Raw genomic sequence first — 19,333 nt, forward strand, 5'->3', positions numbered from 1 at the left:
TTCGCTGTGATGGCATGCGTCTGCACGTCGTCTGATATACCTGCACGCAAATATAACGCGGTCATCAACGCGGTAATTTTATATATGCAAATCAAGGAATGTATAAATGGAAGATCTTTTTGAAAAAAACATGTCACGGTATCGTGGGGATGGGCCCTATTTGTATGTCGATGGTTTTAAACTCATCGATGCCGCTTCCGGCACCTTCAACCTGCCGCTTGGGTATACACACAAGCGGCTGGCCGAGAAATTGAAACAACAGATTGATCGATGTGCGCATCTGAGTTCTGCTTTTACATGGGAGATCTCGCAACATATTCTCGAAAAGCTGACCAGATATACACCGCCAGCAATAGACAGGATCTGGCTGCGCGATGTGTCCGGCTCCGGGGCCGTCGAGTGTGCCATCCGGATGGCTCAGAAGTACACAAGACGCTCGGGCGTCATCTCGCTCTACCTGTCGCACCACGGGCAATCCCTGGCGACGGCCCAGATCTCGGGCAACGCGTTTCGCATCAAGCACTTCAATGTCAATATTGCTGGCTCGTTCAAGATCCCCACACCACCGAGCGTACTGGCGACGGAAGTTGATGAAACCTCGCTGGCAGGGTATCCCGACCTGGAGCAGATCCTGCAATTGGGATCCAACGATAATATCGCGTGCCTTATCATAGAGCCGGTGATGGGCAATGGCGGCAATATCGTTATTCCACAGGCGTTCTACCGGGCTCTGCGAGAATTTTGCCACAAGAATGGCATCGTCATTATTGCCGATGAGGTCCAGACGGGATTTGGTCGCACCGGTACTTTCTTCGCCAGCAACGGTTATGCCAAAGAGCTGGACCCGGATATCATCGTATTTGCCAAAGGGGCCGGTGGCATCGGCATTCCCACGGCAGGTGTATTGATGAAACAAAAACTCGACGTGCTGGAATCATTTGAACATTCCAGTACCTCAGGGGCCAACCCGTTATCACTGGTCGCCCTGAACGAGGTCATTGATATCATTGAGGATGAACAGCTTCTCGCCAATGTGCAACAGAATGAGGCATTTTTACGCGATGGTCTGTTGGCATTGCAGGATAACCACCCCGATATATCTGGTGTGCGTGGGCTGGGTTATATGTTCGGATTTGATACTCCCTCGCCGGAATATGCGGCCCAGGCAATCAAGGTCGCAGCCAGCCATGGTCTGATCATTCGTGGTGCCCGTTATGGCAAGAGCAATGCATTGAAGATTCGCCCTCCCTTGATCTGTACCCAGCAACATTTGCAGGAAATTCTCACCAAGCTGGATGAAACATTTACCCAGATGCGCCGGGTTTATTCCCTGGACAAGGAGGTGGCGTGATGCAGGCATTGAAATATGTGAAAACATGGCAGGTCGAGGTGATTGAGTGCGCCGATCTTGTGTGTCTCGAAGCGGATGATGTGGTGGTCGATATTGCAGTGTGCGGTATTTGCGGGACGGATGTCGGCATCATCAGCGGTGCCTATCCGGTCGCGGTGCCAGGGACGACGCTGGGGCATGAAACCAGCGGGGTGGTACGGCGGATTGGCCGTGGTGTGAGCCGGTTCCAGGTCGGTGATCGGGTCGTGGTGAACCCGACCTATGCCTGCGGTGAGTGCAGAATGTGCCAAACGGGCAATCCCAACCACTGCGAGCAAAAGATGGGTACCGAAGCCGGTGTCTCCTATGATGGCGCCTTTGCTCACCAGTATCGGGCCAGGGAGGGCTTCCTGCGCAAGCTGGATGATCACGTGAGCATGGAGGCGGCGTCACTGACCGAACCCCTGAGCTGCACCATCACAGGGGTCGACAAACTGGCGATCACCCACACCAATATCCGTGCCGCCGTGGTGGGTGCCGGCCCCATGGGCATGCTCTATCTATGGGTCTTGCATCATCGGGGGCTCAAGCCATTTCTGGTGGAAAACAACCCGGGTCGCCGTGAGTTCGCGAGGGCACACCTACCGCCGTCAACACCCATGTACGAGGATTTCGAGCAGGCCCTCGAGCAGGAATATGGCAGCAAGCAGAGCAATATCGACCTGTGCGTGGATACCACTGGACAACTGACCGAGCTTGTCTTCTCCCGGCTGGCACCGGGCGGCAAATTGCTCAACGTGGCCCTCAAAGACAAGCAGGCCAGGCTGGACGTGCTGCGCATTGCAGACAAGAGCCTGTCGGTGATCGGCTCCATCGACTCATTGAACAACAGCTTTGAACGGGCCTACGCCATGATCCGGGATGGTGCTGTGCCGGTTGCCGGATTGATCAGCCATGTATTTGATTTCTCGGACTATCAACAGGCATTCAAGACGGTCGGTTGTGACATTGCCAACCAGGCCATGGTGCCGTTCTCCACACCGAACTGCAAAGTGCTGGTGCGTCTTGCGGATATCCACTGACCATGAGAGACACCATGCAGTCCATGACGGTTATTTTTGATATCGACGGGGTGATCGTCGACAGCGAACAACTTCACTTCGATGTGTTGCGCCATCTTGCGCCAGAGCATGCCTGTTATTACCAGCCACAACAGCTGATCGGGTTGAGCCTGGAGGAGACGCTTGATCATATAAGGGTGCCGCGGGAGCACCATGCCGACATCACGGCGAAGACGGTGGCAACCTACAAGGCGCAGCTGGGGGAGGCGTACCTTCGCCCCGGCGTCCGAGCCTTGATCGCCGCCTTGCAAGTGGCGGAGATCCCGTTCGGATTCGTCTCGACAGCCCCTCGGGATATCTGTCTGGCCAATATCGCACTGCTTGGTTTGCAGGATCCTCCGAGGCTGATTTCCGGTGATGACGTCTTGCGGACCAAGCCCAGTCCCGACCCCTATCTGGCCATGCTCGACATCCTGGAGGCAAGGGCGGATCGCGTGATCGTGGTGGAAGACACCGACCTTGGTGTGCTGGCGGCGACGCGGGCGGGGATCGCCGCGGTGTATGGCTGGCCCCACGGGTTGTCTGAGCAACAGCACTACAGGGGTGCAACCGCCACCATCGAGCGGCTGGGCGACATTCCTGCCTTTGCCGCCTTGTGTCCCGCCATTTGATCGTTTGCTCCCTGGCAGCAGGGAGCTTGTTAGGAAGTCAATCATGTCAGAACTAGCCATGCCGGTGCTTATCCAGCAGCCCATCCAGGCCACCCGAAAAGCCTTTTTCATAGCCGGTTTCAGCCTGGCCACATGGGCCCCTCTTATTCCGCTTGCCAAAGAGCGGCTGCATGTCGATCACGGTGCCATGGGCGCCATCTTGCTGGCCTTTGGCCTCGGCTCTTTGCTGATGATGCCGTTGTCGGGTCTGCTGGCGGCACGCTACGGCTGCCGGCGCGTCTTTACATCGGCCTTGTTGGTGGTGTTGCTCACCATGCCCGCACTGGTGCTGTTGGAGCAGATGTTGCCGATGGCGCTGGCATTGTTCGTGTTCGGGGCAGGGGTTGGTGCCATGGATGTCGTGGTCAATATTCATGCGGTCATCACGGAAAAACGAGCCGAAAAGCCCATCATGTCCGGCTTTCATGCCCTGTTCAGTCTGGGCGGCATTATGGGGGCCGGCGTAGCCAGTGCGTTGCTGGTATCCGGGGGGTCGCCCCTCCATGTGATCTTCATGGTGCAGGCGTTGTTGCTGCTACTCATGCTGTCGGCCTGGCCGGGGCTGTTAAATGAGTCGGAGCAGCGGGATACCCCCTTTTTTGCGTTGCCCCATGGCAGCGTCATCATGCTGGGGGCCCTGTGCTTCATCGCCTACATCATGGAGGGCGCCATGCTCGACTGGAGCGGGATCCTGCTGCTGGGGCTGCCGGATATTCATGCCAGCCAGGCGGGGATAGGATATACCCTGTTTGCCATCACCATGACCATTGGCCGCTTTAGCGGCGATCGCCTCATTGCCCTGTGTGGGCAGCAGCGGGTGTTTGTCGCCAGCGCCCTCTTGGCGACCTGCGGCTTTGCCATGCTGGTGCTTGGCGCATCACTATGGGGGCTGGCTTGCGCCTTCTTGCTGACAGGCTTGGGTCTTGCCAACATAGCGCCCATGTTGTTCACCGCCACGGGGCGCCAGCAGGCCATGCCGGATGCATTGGCGGTGGCCGCCGTATCGACCATGGGCTATTCCGGCATTCTGCTGGGGCCGGCCATGATAGGGGGGCTTGCCCACCTGTTCTCATTGATGGGGGCATTTGCCTGTATCACGGCGCTCTCTTGCGCGCTGTTTCTCTGTGCCCGCCGGCTCCGGCTGGGTGGATGTCCCGAATAGATTGCTGAGGAGATAACGCCTATGAACAACGAACTCAAAGCATGGTCCTGGCTCAACGAGCCGGCCAGTTGGCAGCTGGATGGCGACCGCGTGCGGGTGGTGACCGACCATCAGAGTGATTTTTGGCAACGCACCTGGTACGGCTTTCAGCGCCATTCAGGCCACGTCTACGGCTGCGAGGTGGAGGGGGACTTCACCTTTCAAGTGTGTGTGGAAGGGGACTACACCACCCTGTATGACCAGGCCGGCCTGATGCTGATCCAGAATGAGCAGCACTGGCTAAAGGCGGGTATCGAGTTCAATGATGCCCAGCCCATGATCGGCAGTGTGCTGACCAACATCCAATCGGACTGGGCGACCGGGCTCTTTCCGGGGGACGCGGGCCGCTTCTGGCTGCGTCTGACCCTGGTCAACGGTGCCTTGCGTCTGCAGTACTCCTGCGACAAGCTGCACTGGCCCTTGTTGCGTCTGTGTCCCTTTCCGGCCGGCCCCCGCCACTTCATCGGCATCATGTGCTGTACACCGGAGCGCGAGGGGCTGGCGGTCACCTTCTCCGATATTCGTCTCTCCCCGCCGCTTGGCAAGGCATTGCATGATTTGAGCTGACGCCACCCTCTGTTCGCCATGGTTCGCATCAGAAGGGCCGGGGATGAGGGAAAGTCAGCCATATGATCGCCGTGGTGTGCTCCCTTCTCCCCTCGTGGGAGAAGGGTTGGGGATGAGGGGGCAGCCATCGGGGTTCATGCCAAAAAAGAGGGAGGCCAATGCCTCCCTCTCTCTTTAGCGCAACTCATGTCATCAGATATCCACCTGGGATCCCAGCTCGATGACCCGGTTGGGCGGGATCTCGAACTGATCCGGTGCGCGCAGGGCGTTGCGCTGCAGCAGCATAAAGAGTTTGCCGCGCAGGTAGAGGTACCAGGGGCGCTCCTTCATGATCAGCGACTCGTGGGCCATGAAGAAGGAGGTCTCCATCATCCGGCAGCTCAGCCCCTCGGCGTTGCAGCGGTGGAAGATCTCCTCCACGTTGGGGGTCTCGCGCCAACCGTAGCTTGCCACCACCCGCCAGAAGGTGGGAGAGAGCTGCTCGATGCAGACCCGGCGCACGTTGTGGACGTAGGGCACCTCTTCCACCCGCAGGGTGAGCAGGATGATCCGCTCGTGCAGCACCTTGTTGTGCTTGAGGTTGTGCAGGAGCGCGTGTGGGATCACGTTGACCACCCGCGACATATAGACCGCCGTGCCGGCCACCCTGGTCGGCGGGGACTTTTCCAGCGAGGCGATCATTGGCTCCAGCGAGTTGCCGTGCTCGTTCAGGCGGCGAATAAGCTGAAAGCGCTCGCTCTTCCAGCTGGTCATCACGGTGAACATCACCGCTCCCAGGGTGAGCGGCAACCAGCCGCCGGAGAAGATCTTGGCGAGGTTGGCGGCAAACAGCGGCACGTCGATGGCCAGCAGCGCGATAAACAGGGCGGCCACCAGGTACTTGTTCCAGTGCCAGCTGTGGCGAGCCACCGAGCAGGAGAGGATCGAGGTCAGCACCATGGTGCCAGTGACGGCGATGCCGTAGGCCGCCGCCAGGTTGCTGGAGTGCTCGAAGCTCATGATGACGATCACCACCGAGATATAGAGCATCCAGTTGATGACCGGAATATAGATCTGGCCGGACTCCTGCTCGGAGGTGTGCACGATGCGGATGGGTGAGAGATAACCGAGCCGCACCGCCTGCCGGGTCAGCGAGAAGACCCCGGAGATCACGGCCTGCGAGGCGATCACCGTCGCCAGGGTTGCCAGCAGCAGCAGCGGCAGCAGCGCCCATTTCGGTGCGAGCAGGAAGAAGGGGTTGGTGATGGCCTCGGGATGGGCCAGCAGCAGCGCCCCCTGGCCGAAGTAGTTGAGTACCAGGGAGGGCAACACCACCATAAACCAGGCGCGCCGGATCGGGCTCTTGCCAAAATGGCCCATGTCGGCGTAGAGCGCCTCCACCCCTGTGATGGCCAGCACCACGGCACCGAGAGCAAAGAAGGAGGCGGTCTGGTACTTGGCAAAGAAGCGCAGCGCCCAGACGGGGTTGAGCGCCCCCAGCACCTCGGGGTGCTGGAAGATGCTGTTCAGGCCCAGCACCGCCAGGGTGATGAACCAGGTGAGCATGATGGGGGCGAACAGCTTGCCCACGGTGGCGGTGCCGTGTTTCTGGATGGCGAACAGCAGGGTCAGCACCAGCACCGAGAGCGGCACTATATAGGGGTCCAGGGAGGGGGCGGCGATGTTCAAGCCCTCGATGGCCGACATCACCGACATGGCCGGGGTGATCACCACCTCGCCATAGAAGAAGCTGCCGCCAATCAGCCCCAGGATGATCAGCAAGGGGGTCCACTTGGCCGGGGTGTTGCGGGTGGCCAGCGACATCAGGGTGAGGATGCCCCCTTCGCCGGCGTTGTCGGCCCGCATCACGAAGGAGAGGTACTTGACCGAGACCACCAGGATCAGCAGCCAGAAGATCAGTGAAAGAAAGCCCAGGATGGAGGCGGGCTCCACCCCGAAACCGAACTGGCCGGAGAGGCACTCGCGCAGGGTATAGAGCGGGCTGGTGCCGATGTCGCCATAGACCACGCCGATCGCCGCCAGCGTAACGCCGGACAGGGCTTGTTTGTGATTACCGTTCATGAAGTTGTCTGTCAGTTTGATGGTGACGATTGGCCAGCACGGGCCGCCCCCGTCTATCGGGCGTGCGGCAGGTGCCGCAGGAACGTATTAATGGATTGCGATGGGAAAGGGAGCTAACTGGATATAAAGAGGCTCATCATGGGACACAGTCTGTTCATCTGCCGTTAAGGGTATAATGACACACCCATCGTGGGTTTATGCTCAGGTATAAATAATCAAAAAGGGGTGGCTAACGAAATTATTAATTGGCCACTGATTGAAATACCCCGTCCAGCCCCTGGCAAGTGATTGTTTTAGCTGGCTATCCATTTTTGCCAGCGTTTTGCATCAAGCTGGCTAAGAAATAAACGATAAAATGCTGACCAATAAATTACCTGCCTGAATCGTAAATAAAGTGGAATAGGGAGGCAATGGAGTCTTTATTTAGAGAGGGAGAGTAAATAGCAGGAGTGGAAAGTGATCGCACCAAGGGTGGTTACTATACAACAAAAGATAAACAGAGATACTAAATATAGTGGTGCAATGAACGAAATGAGTTGCACCACTATAAAGCGGTGCAATGTACTTATCATATCTTATATGTACTTGTTCATATATGGTCAGAATAGTTAGGTGTCTGCCGCACCAGACCATCGAATATAAAATAAGAAGTATGGGTCACGGATATCGAAAACATCATGCTCACCATCCCATTCGACAATTTTTGTACCAGCGGCATCATTAACTATCTTTGCTGAGTGAGAGCAAGCACTTGTAATACTTGAACCACTTGGACTTTCTCTTGTACACATACCTAATATTCTTTCACTAAGTGGGCTATATCTAAATGTTAATTTCGGTGGGTCAAGTGAGATCGCTTTAACAAGAAGTCGATATACATCACCATTCCAACCAAATGTCGTAAAATAAAGATTTCTATCAGAGCCACGAGTCTTTGGACCTTCTTTCATAAGCTGTACAACAGAGCCATAATCTGTTGATTGTACAGTTCTGCCGCATATTTTTTCGTGAAGATCTGGCGCATCTAATTGCTCAGGCGCTATTGTTTTTTCGCCTTTGAATTTTAGTCCAAGCTCATGACAGGCATTTAAGCAGAGATATTGCATTAGCTGCGGAGAACCTGCGGCTTCTGCAGCCAAATGTTCTATTGCTGTATCTCTATAATCTATACCAAGTTCTAGGAAACCTTTGTATGCAATTTTTTTGAGAGTTTCCCCTCCCCAATACTCAAAGTCAATGGTAAATACTCTTCCACGTAAATCTGGATTGCTTCTTATTACATCATCGGAATGGTATGGAACAGAAGCACATATAAATTTCACATTGTTTCTAATAGCTTCTTTTATTTGACGAGCCACCTCAACTTGAACCTCTCTTGGGATGTAGTGGAAATCATCAATAAAGACAACAAAATCCGTGTTAGTGAGCTCACGGATTAGCAGTTGTAAGCAATCTGAAGCCAATGATGCTGATGTTGTTTGGGATTTAGTATTGGTTCTGTCTATTGATACTTCAGCCTTTCCTTTTGCTACTAATATACCTCCTTCTATTGCGCCTTTACCGCCTACGCTACTCTGCGCTGAGGTAACATTAGAAATAGCACTTGGTACTTCTGTTCCAATAATATCAAAAACCCGCATCCACAGATCTGACGCCTCCGTTACACCAGCACCAGTGACTTGAATTAGGCTTGTTCGACCAAGGCATTCCTCTATAAATACAGTTTTACCTGATTTAGATGGGCCAGAAATAGATACTAGCATTGCGCCAGCATCAAGGGTATCTAGAAGTTGAGTCCTTTTATCTTGCAAATGGTCATCAACGTATGTGTAAGTTGGGTACCTGCCAGGTGTAAAAACATCGGATACTTTCATTGGTGCTCCTGTATTTTACGTTTAAATTTTAAAAAATGTAGAGCTCTATCATGCGAACAGTTACCACATAATAACAAACCATTTTTTATATGTTCAAAAAAATAGTTTGTTATTTTAAATAAACATCTTTTAATTCTACGTATCGATAGTTCAGGGATGCCATGTCTATATATGACAAAGCCTGTTCTATATCCATGTTAGAGGTTGATGTTCTAGTTGCCCAATGTGTGCAGACAAGGAAGGTCATTTCTAGTTAGCATGTTTATTAGCTCCCGCTCCTGAATTACAGTCCCCAGTTTTCTGCTATTAACCCGCGCTGTTTGATCTATCCATTTCATGGAAACACCCTCAACGGAGTTGGTTGTCATCTGGGACATGTTAACTGTTCGGATAAAAAACAGAAGCAGGAAGCGTTGGAAACAGGATCTTGCTCAATAAATTTATCAGTAGAGGATTTTTTTGTTCGATCTTTCTTTGTGTATCCTTTTACCTGGATGGCAAAGTTAAACAACTTTTTCCCCATTTTTCCTCACCAGAGCCTGTGGGCGCTGTCTTGAGCCCTCTTGTCGCCACTCCCTCCATGAGCCATCGACATGTCGTTGAGAAGTCGGTCAATCCGATGGAGCAGGGGAGTGGCCATTGGGTGTCGACCTCGTCACTTTTGTCATGTCGAGCAGGGAGTTGGCCCCTTCGTCACCCTCGTCAGTTGCGGCAAATACCGCCTTTATCATCAAGATTATCTCTTTATTTTCATTGGCTTGTGATTTTATGACGGGCCATCTGCCCGTGTTGGTCTGATAAATGCTTTGTGGGGGCAGACCGCGTTGTCGCCTGCCAGGTGGGTGAGGGCGGTCGGGTGTAACGAACCATTTAGGATCCCTCTCTATGAACAGCTTCGTGATTGCAGATCCCAGTCTCTGTATTGGGTGTCGTACCTGTGAGGTGGCCTGCGCCGTTTCACACCAGTCAGGGTCCTGCAGCGGGACCCTTGAGCGGGAGGGCGGCTTGCATCTTGCCATCGAGGATGGACATCTGGTCTCCAAGGACAGCCATTTTCAGCCGCGCCTGAAGGTGATCGTGGGCAGCAAGGTGACCACGCCGGTGCTCTGCCGCCAGTGTGAAGACAAGCCGTGCGCCATGGCCTGCCCCAACAATGCCATCGTCACCGAGGATGGTTGCGTCAAGGTGCTGCAGGCGCGCTGCATCGGCTGCAAGTCCTGCGTGGTGGCCTGTCCTTACGGCGCCATGGCGGTGGTGGTGAAAGAGGTGGCCCCCACGGCCGATTCGCTCTTCAAGCGGCCGCAGACCAAGGCGCAGGCGCTCAAGTGCGATCTCTGCCAGCACCGCGAGGCGGGCCCGGCCTGTGTCGAGGTGTGCCCGACCCAGGCGCTGCGGCTGGTCACGCCGGCCCACCTTGACACCCTGAACCGGCAGAAGCAGCTGGCCAGTGCCGAGGCACTGCTGGCAATGCCGGCGCGGGTGTGAGCGGGCTTGCCGAGCCGTTTTTCGTTAACAAACAAGAGTGTGAGTCATGAAAAAAGTCATTACCGTGTGCCCCTATTGCGGCACCGGTTGCAAAATCAACCTGCTGGTTGAAAACGACAAGGTGGTGGGGGCCGAAGGCGCCAACGGCCGGACCAACGAGTGGCAGCTCTGCCTCAAGGGCTATTACGGTTGGGATTTCTTGAACGACACCAACCTGCTGACCCCCCGTCTCAAGAGCCCGATGATCCGCCGCGAGCGCGGTGGCAAGCTCGAAGCCGTCTCCTGGGACGAAGCCATCGAGTTCGCCAGCAGCCGTCTCTCCGCCATCAAGGCGAAATATGGCCCGGACGCCATCATGACCACCGGCTCTGCCCGTGGCCCCGGCAATGAAGCCAACTATGTGATGCAAAAATTTGCCCGCGCCGTGCTTGGGACGAACAACGTCGATCACTGCGCGAGGGTGTGACACGCACCCTCAGTCTCCGGTCTGGAGACAACGGTAGGCAACGGCGCCATGAGCAACGCCATTCCCGAAATTCAAGAGACCAAGTGCCTGCTGGTGTTTGGTTACAATGCTGCTGACTCTCACCCCATCGTCGCCCGCCATATCCTCAAGGCGAAGGCCAACGGGGCCAAGGTAATTGTGTGTGATCCCCGCATGGTGGAGACCGCCCGTATCGCCGATCAGTGGCTGCCGCTCAAAAACGGTTCCAACATGGCGCTGGTCAACGCCTTCGCCAACGTCTTGATCAATGAAGGGCTCTACAACAAGGAGTTCGTCGCCAACTACACCGAAGGGTTCGACACCTTCAAGGCCACGGTGGCCAAGTACACCCCGGAATATGTCGAGGGGATCACCGGCCTCAAGGCCGCCGATATCCGCGCCGCCATTCGCACCTATGCCGCATCGCCTGCGTCCATGATCCTGTGGGGCATGGGGGTGACCCAGTACGGTCAGGCGGTGGACGTGGTCAAGGGGCTGGCGGGGATTGCGCTTTTGACCGGCAACTTCGGTCGCCGTGGCACCGGCTGCGGGCCTGTACGCGGTCAGAACAACGTGCAGGGCACCTGCGACATGGGGATGCTGCCGCACCAGTTCCCGGGTTATCAGTCGGTGGCCGATCCCGCCATCAGCGCCAAGTTCGCCAAGGCGTGGGGGGTGGATGCGCTCTCCCAAAAGCCCGGCTATCGCCTGACCGAGCTTGGCCACAAGGTGGAGGAGGGCAAGTGCAAGGCCTTCTATATCTTTGGGGAAGATCCGGCCCAGACCGAGGCCGATCTCGGTCAGTTCCGCCGAACGCTGGCGGGGATGGAGCTGGTGATCGTGCAGGATATCTTCATGACCCAGACCGCCGAGATGGCCGACGTCATTTTGCCCGCCACCAGCTGGGGCGAGCACGAAGGGGTTTACAGCTCGGCGGATCGCGGCTTCCAGCGCTTCTACAAGGCGGTGACGCCGCCGGACAACGTGAAGCCCGACTGGGCCATCTTCTCGCTGATGGCGACCGCCATGGGGTATCCCATGGAGTATCGCGATACCCAACAGATCTGGGATGAGCTGCGCGGACTCTGCCCGCTCTACGCCGGGGTCAGCTATGACAAGATGGCCGATCTCAAGAGCGTACAGTGGCCCTGTCCGACCGAGGATCACCCGGGCACCAGCACCCTGTTCGAGGGGAATGTGTTTACTACCCCGAGCGGCAAGGGCCAGCTGATTGCCTCCGAGTGGCGGCCGCCGCTGGAGCAGCCCTGTGCCGAGTACCCGCTGGTGCTCTCCACCGTGCGCGAAGTCGGCCACTACTCCTGCCGCTCCATGACCGGCAACTGCTCGGCGCTGCAAACCCTGGCCGATGAGCCTGGCTATGTGCAGATCCACCCGAGCGATGCCAAGAAGCTGGGGGTGAAGGATCAGGCGCTGGTCTGGATCTCGTCGCGCCGCGGCAAGGTGATCACCCGGGCCAACTACAACGAGCGGGTCAACGCCGGGGTGGTCTACATGACCTACCAGTGGTGGATCGGGGCCTGCAACGAGCTCACCATCGAGCACGTGGACCCTGTCTCCTACACGCCGGAGTACAAGTACTGCGCAGTGAAAATTGAGCGTATCGAGGATCAGCCGGGGGCGGAAGTGTACGTCCAGACTGAATACAGCGCGCTCAAGGCGAAATTGCGCAGCGCCGCCAAAGGGTAATCGTCGTTAATAAAGTGGATCCAGGCTCTGTATACAGGGCCCGGATCCGCTCATCCTTTTTTCAGCTGGCAGGTGTCCATCATGAAAAATGAATTAAATCTTTCGTTCGGGATCTTTTATGTCTCCGCTTATTTGCTGGTGATGTTGTTAGGGATTGGGTGTTTTCTATGGCACGACGAATTGATATTTCTGCTGGGGTTTGCCTTCTTCGGCTGTTTTATCTCCGCGCGCATCGCCATGAGCGCCGTGCTGGCGGCGCTGAGCGTGCAGGCGGCCTGGCTCATCGCCTTTCTCTCCACCACCCTGGTCAACTGCCTGCTGGCGGGCGTGTTGGGGCTCGGGGCCTACCTCACCCATCGGGTGGTGTCGGTGGAAATAGCTGACAATATCAGTGGGTTATTGCTGGGGCTTCAGCTCTTTTCGGCCGCCTTCATCTTCGGCGGGCTGAAGCTTCACAACTACCGGCTGCTCTCCTCATGAGCCTGCGACAGCGTCAACAGGGGCAGAGGATGGGCCAGTTGGCGGCGATATGCGGCGAATGACGGCGATAGTGACGCCATATTTGGGCGTGGCGGGAAATATCCGCTGACGGAGCTGTAATATGTGCCAGGGCCGGCTTGGTTGTAATGGGGATGGGGCTAACTTATTATGCCAGCCATCCTGCGATAATCTGCGCGATGCTATTTCGCTGCATGTTAGTTTTTATAATTAAGCGTTAAGTTTTTAAAAATTAATTATAACATCTGACTGCGATGGCTGATGCATTGTTTACCGTTGTTGCCGTGCTGCAATTGACCGGCAAGGGTACCCATCTAGATGTAATGCGAGGCCTGAATGCTGAATGTGAGTGCCATTCCGTTGACCGACATCTCACCCATCTGGGATGACGGCTTTCTCTCCCTCTCCAAGAACCTGCTCTCCGCCGTCACCCTGGATGACTTCATCAAGAAGCTGAACCGGATCCAGCCCTGCTTTCACCAGGTGGATCGGGTCAACCTCATCCTCAACCTGGGGACGGGGGAGGAGGCTGTCTTCTACTACTTGGGGGAGCAGGGGCCGGCTCACCTCATCTGCCGCAAGGCCGATCTCCATTTTTCCCGCGAGCAGGCCATCGTGCTGCCGGCAAGCCGCTTTCGCCACCGCTGCGAACAGCTGGCGAGCACTCCTGTCTATGACGGCTTGCACTCCTACTGCCAGCTGCCCATCACCACAGCCCGCAGCCACTTGGGCGGGGTGGAGTTCATCAGCCGCGAGGCCAATGCCTTCCCGATGGAGACCCTGGCCAAGCTGACCCAGCTGGCGGCCATCGTCGCCATTGCGCTGGAGAACGTGCTGGACAAGGAGCGCACCCTGGAGCAGGCCAACTCCCTGCGCCTTGAGCGCGACAGCTGCAAGATCCTGGTGGACGTGACCAACGCGGTGATCAAACTGGTGCGCATCGCCGAGCTGCCCCAGAGCCTGTTCACCATCCTGCACCACCACTTTGGCATCAGCAGCCTGTGCCTGGCCGAGTACAACGCCACCTCCGACAGCTTCAAGAGCTACCTGGTCAATCAGCAGCAGCGCGAACAGCCCGGCATCATCAACCATTCGTGTTTTGAGAAGAACTGCCTGCAGGGGGCCCTCGGTCACAGCGAGCCCTTCTTCCTCTATCGCGAGCAGGGCCACGGCTGCCAGTCTAGCTGCCGTTTCACCTCCCAGATCCTGCCCCCCGACGCCGACAGCTCCTGCATCCTGCCGCTGCGCTATCGGGGCAACCTGCTGGGGGTGCTGATCCTCTCCCACCCACAGGCGGATTTCTTCGCCGATCTCGACATCTCGCTGCTCGAACAAGTGGCGGCGCGCACGGCGATTGCCATGAACAACGTGCAGGCGCAGCAGGAGATCTCCAACACCACCGGTGCCAGGGAGAAGACGCTTCGGGTCGACGGACCCGCGCCGCAGGGGGACTTTGCCAACATCATCTACCAGAGCGCCGTGATGGAGAAGGTGCTGGAGAAGGTGAAGCTGGTGGCCCAGAGCGACTGCACCGTGCTCATTCTGGGGGAGACCGGCACCGGCAAGGAGCTGATCGCCCAGGCCATTCACGCCCTGAGTGCCCGCCACGATCACGAGATGGTCAAGGTGAACTGCGCCGCCATTCCCACCGGCCTTATCGAGAGCGATCTGTTCGGCCACGAGAAGGGGGCCTTCACCGGGGCGCTGACCCAGCGCATCGGCCGCTTCGAGCGGGCCCACAAGGGCACCCTGTTCCTCGACGAGGTGGGGGACATGCCGCTCGATCTGCAGCCCAAACTGTTGCGGGTCTTGCAGGAGCATGAGCTGGAGCGGGTGGGCAACAGCAACCCCATTGCCATCGACGTGCGGCTGGTAGCAGCCACCAACTGCGATCTGCTCTCCATGGTCAAGAACAAGCGCTTTCGCAGCGACCTCTATTACCGCCTCAACGTCTTTCCCATCGAGCTGCCGCCCCTGCGCGAGCGGCGCGAGGATATTCCGCTCTTGGTCAATTTCTTCATCAAGAAGATCGCCAAGCGGATGCGCCGCACCATCACTTCCATCCCGGCCGACGCCATGAAGATGCTGGTGTCGCTCCCCTGGTACGGCAACATCCGTGAGCTGGAGAACATCATCGAGCGGGCGGTGGTGATGACCCGCGGCCACGTGCTCAACCTCTCGCCGGACGAGCTGCTGCCCCTCAAGGGCTTTCACAAGATAGAAACCCTGGTCTATGACGAGCCGGCCCGGGAGCTGTTTCGCGAGCCGCTGCCCGCCTTGCCGGAGGGTGAAGGTGAACAGGGCGAGGATGAGCGGGTCAGCATCATCCGGGCGCTGAAGGCGTGCAACGGCATCGTTGCCGGCGAGCGGGGCGCGGCCCAGCGCCTGGGCATGAAGCGCACCACCTTGCTGTCGAAAATGAAAAGGCTCGGGATCTCGGCCAAAGATCCCCGCACTCTCAACTAAGGGGCCCCAGATGTTGCTTGAACCCGACCCCGATACCCCGCAGGCGCTCAGCGCCCATCGCGAGGTGGTCCATTACCATCAGCGCGGCGTCACCACCGACAGCGCCATGCAGTTGCCCTGTGAAACTCCGGTGGCGCTGGTCTACAACGGCATCGCCCACAGCGTGATGATGTGCTCGGCCGCCGATCTGGAGGATTTCGCCATTGGCTTCTCGCTCTCCGAGGGGATCATCGACAGTCTGCTCGATATCCACGACATCGAGCAGCAGAGCGCCTGCCGCGGCATCGAGCTGCAGATCACCCTGGCCAATCGCTGCGTTCATCGCCTGAAAGAGAAGCGGCGCACCCTGGCCGGGCGCACCGGCTGCGGCATCTGTGGCAGCGAGAGCCTGGAACAGGTGGTGCGCGCCCAGCCAAGGCTGCCCGACAGCCAGCGCTTTGCGGTGGGTCATATCGACAAGGTGCTGGCGGCGCTGCGCCCGCTCCAGCTGCTCGGGCAGAGCACGGGGGCGACCCATGCCGCCGTGCACGTGGACGGCGAGGGCAACATCCTCGCCATTCGCGAGGACGTGGGGCGCCATATCGCGCTGGACAAGCTGGTGGGGCACCTGCAGCGAAGTGGCCGGCGCGACGGCGCCATCCTGGTGACCAGCCGCGCCAGCTTCGAGATGGTGCAAAAGTGCGCCAGCGCAGGGGTGGAGATCTTGCTTGCCATCTCGGCCGCCACCGAGCTTGCGGTCGAGCGGGCCGAGCAGACCGGGCTCACCCTGGTGGGTTTTTGCCGCCCGGGGCGGGCGGAGATCTACAGCGGTCGCCAACGCATCCTGCTGGCAAGCGCAACATCATCCCCCGTTTCGGCAGAGGGCTGAGGGCACAAGGCCATTGGCGCTCGGGGTCGGCTCGGGTATAGTCCTGCGCCAACAAGATAGGTTCGGTCGCGCTCCTTGCCCGTCAGGGCGCCGCGGCCGACACAGCGTCAAAGGATACCAAGCCCATGAAATTCAGCCCGCTGCTGGATGAGATGATGAAAGCCCTGCAGGTGCTGCCGGGTGTCGGCCCCAAGTCGGCCCAGCGCATGGCATTTACCCTGCTCGAGCGTGAGCGCAGCGGCGGCCTGCGGCTGGCCCAGCTGCTCTCTCGTGCCCTGACCGAGATTGGCCACTGCAGTCACTGCCGCACCTTCACCGAGAACGAGCGCTGCGAGATCTGCGCCAATCCCAAGCGCGAAGAGAATGGCCTGCTGTGCGTGGTGGAGAGCCCGGCGGACGTGGCTGCCATCGAGCAGACCGGCCAGTTCTCCGGCCGCTACTTCGTGCTGATGGGTCACCTCTCGCCGCTGGATGGCATTGGCCCCGAGGAGCTGGGGCTGGAGATCCTGGAGCGACGGTTGAAAGACGAGGCGATCAGCGAGCTGATCCTGGCCACCAACCCCACCATCGAGGGGGATGCCACCGCCTGGTACATCGCTGACATGGCCCGCGCCGCCGGCGTCAAGGTGAGCCGGATTGCCCACGGGGTGCCGGTGGGTGGCGAGCTGGAGCTGGTGGACGGTACCACGCTCTCCCACTCCCTGATGGGGCGCCAGCCTTTGAACTAAGTCAGCGTCAGCCCCTCAACTCAGTCAGCGTCTGTTCTTCAACAGGCGGCCCTGCGTCACGACTCAGCAGCAATACCAGAACCCGCCCCGGCGGGTTTTTTGTTGGGTAACAGGGTCGATTGGCGCAAAAATCGCCATTCGCACGCCTCGGCGTTTTGTCCCCCTTGAAATGGCGATCGCTGGCCCCATCTTGGATCGGGAATATGTTCAACCCGAATCGCCTGAGGATAGTGTCGATGACCCAAAGCGTTCATGCCGAAACCCACGGGTTTCAGACTGAAGTCAAACAACTGCTGAGCCTGATGGCTCACAGCCTCTACTCCAACAAAGAAGTGTTCCTGCGTGAGCTTATTTCCAACGCCTCCGATGCGGCGGACAAGCTGCGCTTCAAGGCGCTTTCCGATGCCTCTTTGTTCGAAAACGACGGCCAGTTGCGCGTTCGCCTGGTGGTTGATAAAGAAAATCGGACCCTGACCATCTCCGACAACGGGATCGGTATGACCCGTGATCAGGTGATCGAGCACCTGGGCACCATCGCCAAGTCCGGCACCGCCGAGTTCTTCAAGAACCTCTCCGGTGATCAGGGCCGCGACTCCCAGCTGATCGGTCAGTTCGGGGTGGGCTTCTACTCCGCCTTCATCGTCGCCGACAAGGTGACCGTGGTGTCCCGTGCCGCCGGTACTGCTCCGGAGCAGGGCGTGCAGTGGGAGTCGGAAGGGGAAGGCTCCTTCACCGTGGCTGACGTGACCAAAGAGGGTCGCGGTACCGACGTCATCCTGCACCTGCGCGCCGAAGAGGACGAGTTCCTCGACGACTGGCGTCTGCGCTCCGTGGTGAGCAAATATTCCGACCACATCAGCGTGCCGGTGGAGATGTTCAAAGAGGGCACCCCGGATCGCGAAGAAGACGGTGAAACCATCGTCGGCACCCCGGGCGAGTGGGAGCAGGTCAACCGCGCCACTGCGCTGTGGACCCGCAACCCGAAAGAGATCAAGGACGAGGAGTATCAGGAGTTCTACAAGCACGTCGCTCACGACTTCGAAGATCCGCTGTTGTGGGGTCACAACCGGGTGGAAGGGGCGCAGGAGTACACCAGCCTGCTCTACGTGCCGGCCCGCGCCCCGTTCGATCTCTACAACCGGGATCAGAAACACGGCCTGAAGCTCTACGTGCAGCGCGTCTTCATCATGGACGACGCCGAACAGTTCATGCCGGCTTACCTGCGCTTCGTCAAAGGGGTGCTGGACTCCAACGATCTGCCGCTCAACGTCAGCCGTGAGATCCTGCAAGACAACAAGGTGACCGTCTCCCTGCGCAAGGCCTGCTCCAAGCGCGTGCTGACCATGCTGGCCAAGCTGGCCAAGGACGATGCCGAGAAATACGCCAAGTTCTGGAGCGAGTTCGGCAATGTGCTGAAAGAAGGCCCGGCCGAGGATTACGCCAACCGCGAAGAAATTGCCAAGCTCTTGCGCTTTGCCAGCACCGCCGGCGAGGGCGAAGCCCAGACCGTGTCGCTGGAAGATTACGTTGGCCGCATGAAGGAAGGCCAGCAGAAGATTTACTACATCACCGCCGACTCCTACGCTGCCGCCAAGAACAGCCCGCACCTCGAGATCTTCCGCAAGAAGGGCGTCGAAGTGCTGCTGATGTGGGAGCGGGTCGACGAGTGGCTGATGAGCCACCTGACCGAGTTCGATGGCAAGCAGCTGGTCTCCGTCACCCGTGGCGAGCTGGATCTCGGCGATCTGGAAGATGAAGCCTCCAAGCAGGCGCAAGAAGAGGCCGAGAAGGCCAACGTCGGTCTGGTGGAGCGGGTCAAGCAGAGCCTCGGGGATGCGGTAAAAGAGGTACGGGTCACCCACCGTCTGACCGATTCACCGTCCTGCATCGTCACCGATGCCCACGGCATGAGCACCCAGATGATCAAGCTGATGCGCGCCGCCGGCCAGCCGGTGCCGGAGCAGAAGTACATTCTGGAACTGAACCCCGACCATGCCCTGGTGAAGAAGTTGGGCGCCATCGAAGACGAGGCGCTGTTCGGCGAGTGGGTCACCCTCTTGCACGAACAGGCCCAGCTGGCCGAGCAGGGCGGGCTCAATGATCCGGCGAGCTTCGTCTCCCGTATCAACCGTCTGTTACTCCAGGCATGATGTTTGGGCCCACTGCGTGCAGTGGGCTCTTTCTTTTCTGGCGCCTGCCCCGTCCGGGACGGGCGCCAGTTGCGTGCAGCGCTGCTGCATTTTCACTCATTTTTCGTACACGGATCTGCGCCGATGGTCGTATTGCCATGTCG

General features: G+C 58.1%; 14 protein-coding genes. 12 read left to right on the plus strand and 2 right to left on the minus strand.

The window, feature by feature from the left end; all coding sequences use genetic code 11:
* Positions 1-106: 106 nt before the first annotated feature.
* The 5 genes from AACQ43_RS11135 to AACQ43_RS11155 are packed head-to-tail and all read left to right on the plus strand — an operon-like array spanning position 107 to position 4,869.
* Positions 107-1,351: a class-III pyridoxal-phosphate-dependent aminotransferase gene (locus AACQ43_RS11135; protein WP_168967289.1), complete on the plus strand. Its 1,245-nt coding sequence runs from the start codon at positions 107-109 to the stop codon at positions 1,349-1,351.
* Positions 1,351-2,412, plus strand: coding sequence for a zinc-dependent alcohol dehydrogenase (locus AACQ43_RS11140; RefSeq protein ID WP_168967610.1), 1,062 nt, complete (start codon positions 1,351-1,353; stop codon positions 2,410-2,412). Before AACQ43_RS11135 ends, AACQ43_RS11140 begins: the two co-directional genes overlap by 1 nt.
* A gap of 14 nt (positions 2,413-2,426) precedes the next feature.
* Positions 2,427-3,062, plus strand: coding sequence for an HAD family hydrolase (locus tag AACQ43_RS11145; RefSeq protein WP_146062779.1), 636 nt, complete (start codon positions 2,427-2,429; stop codon positions 3,060-3,062).
* Between the two features lie 43 nt (positions 3,063-3,105).
* The gene (locus tag AACQ43_RS11150) at positions 3,106-4,263 is read left to right on the plus strand and encodes an MFS transporter (RefSeq protein ID WP_168967290.1); all 1,158 of its coding nucleotides are present in this window, start codon (positions 3,106-3,108) and stop codon (positions 4,261-4,263) included.
* A gap of 21 nt (positions 4,264-4,284) precedes the next feature.
* A complete protein-coding gene (locus AACQ43_RS11155; RefSeq protein WP_168967291.1) occupies positions 4,285-4,869 on the plus strand; it encodes a DUF1349 domain-containing protein in 585 nt (194 codons plus the stop codon).
* 192 nt (positions 4,870-5,061) lie between these two features.
* On the opposite strand, the gene kup is transcribed toward AACQ43_RS11155, so the two are convergent.
* Positions 5,062-6,930 (minus strand): low affinity potassium transporter Kup, encoded by a 1,869-nt coding sequence (gene kup, locus AACQ43_RS11160; protein WP_010633733.1) that lies wholly within the window; start codon positions 6,928-6,930, stop codon positions 5,062-5,064.
* A gap of 608 nt (positions 6,931-7,538) precedes the next feature.
* Positions 7,539-8,804 carry an ATP-binding protein gene (locus AACQ43_RS11165; RefSeq protein ID WP_168967292.1) on the minus strand — a complete coding sequence of 422 codons (1,266 nt, stop codon included), beginning with the start codon at positions 8,802-8,804 and terminating at the stop codon, positions 7,539-7,541.
* Between the two features lie 885 nt (positions 8,805-9,689).
* Between AACQ43_RS11165 and AACQ43_RS11170 the strand changes: the two genes are divergently transcribed.
* The 7 genes from AACQ43_RS11170 to htpG all read left to right on the plus strand — a co-directional run bounded on the left by AACQ43_RS11170 (position 9,690) and on the right by htpG (position 19,190).
* The gene (locus AACQ43_RS11170) at positions 9,690-10,289 is read left to right on the plus strand and encodes a 4Fe-4S binding protein (protein ID WP_005301859.1); all 600 of its coding nucleotides are present in this window, start codon (positions 9,690-9,692) and stop codon (positions 10,287-10,289) included.
* Between the two features lie 46 nt (positions 10,290-10,335).
* Positions 10,336-12,480 (plus strand): formate dehydrogenase subunit alpha, encoded by a 2,145-nt coding sequence (gene fdhF / locus AACQ43_RS11175; RefSeq protein ID WP_168967293.1) that lies wholly within the window; start codon positions 10,336-10,338, stop codon positions 12,478-12,480.
* 81 nt (positions 12,481-12,561) lie between these two features.
* Positions 12,562-12,960: a hypothetical protein gene (locus tag AACQ43_RS11180; protein ID WP_168967294.1), complete on the plus strand. Its 399-nt coding sequence runs from the start codon at positions 12,562-12,564 to the stop codon at positions 12,958-12,960.
* A gap of 354 nt (positions 12,961-13,314) precedes the next feature.
* The gene (locus AACQ43_RS11185) at positions 13,315-15,444 is read left to right on the plus strand and encodes a sigma 54-interacting transcriptional regulator (RefSeq protein WP_168967295.1); all 2,130 of its coding nucleotides are present in this window, start codon (positions 13,315-13,317) and stop codon (positions 15,442-15,444) included.
* Between the two features lie 10 nt (positions 15,445-15,454).
* The gene (fdhD, locus tag AACQ43_RS11190) at positions 15,455-16,312 is read left to right on the plus strand and encodes a formate dehydrogenase accessory sulfurtransferase FdhD (protein WP_168967296.1); all 858 of its coding nucleotides are present in this window, start codon (positions 15,455-15,457) and stop codon (positions 16,310-16,312) included.
* A 125-nt stretch (positions 16,313-16,437) separates the two neighbouring features.
* A complete protein-coding gene (gene recR, locus AACQ43_RS11195) occupies positions 16,438-17,040 on the plus strand; it encodes a recombination mediator RecR (RefSeq protein WP_010633741.1) in 603 nt (200 codons plus the stop codon).
* Positions 17,041-17,276: 236 nt separating this feature from the next.
* On the plus strand, positions 17,277-19,190 hold the full coding sequence (gene htpG / locus AACQ43_RS11200; protein WP_168967297.1) for a molecular chaperone HtpG: 1,914 nt from the start codon (positions 17,277-17,279) through the stop codon (positions 19,188-19,190).
* The last annotated feature ends 143 nt before the right edge of the window (positions 19,191-19,333 follow it).

Origin of the sequence: Aeromonas sp. DNRA1, from assembly GCF_963888745.1 — a bacterium.
GTDB classification, from domain to species: Bacteria; Pseudomonadota; Gammaproteobacteria; order Enterobacterales; family Aeromonadaceae; genus Aeromonas; species Aeromonas hydrophila.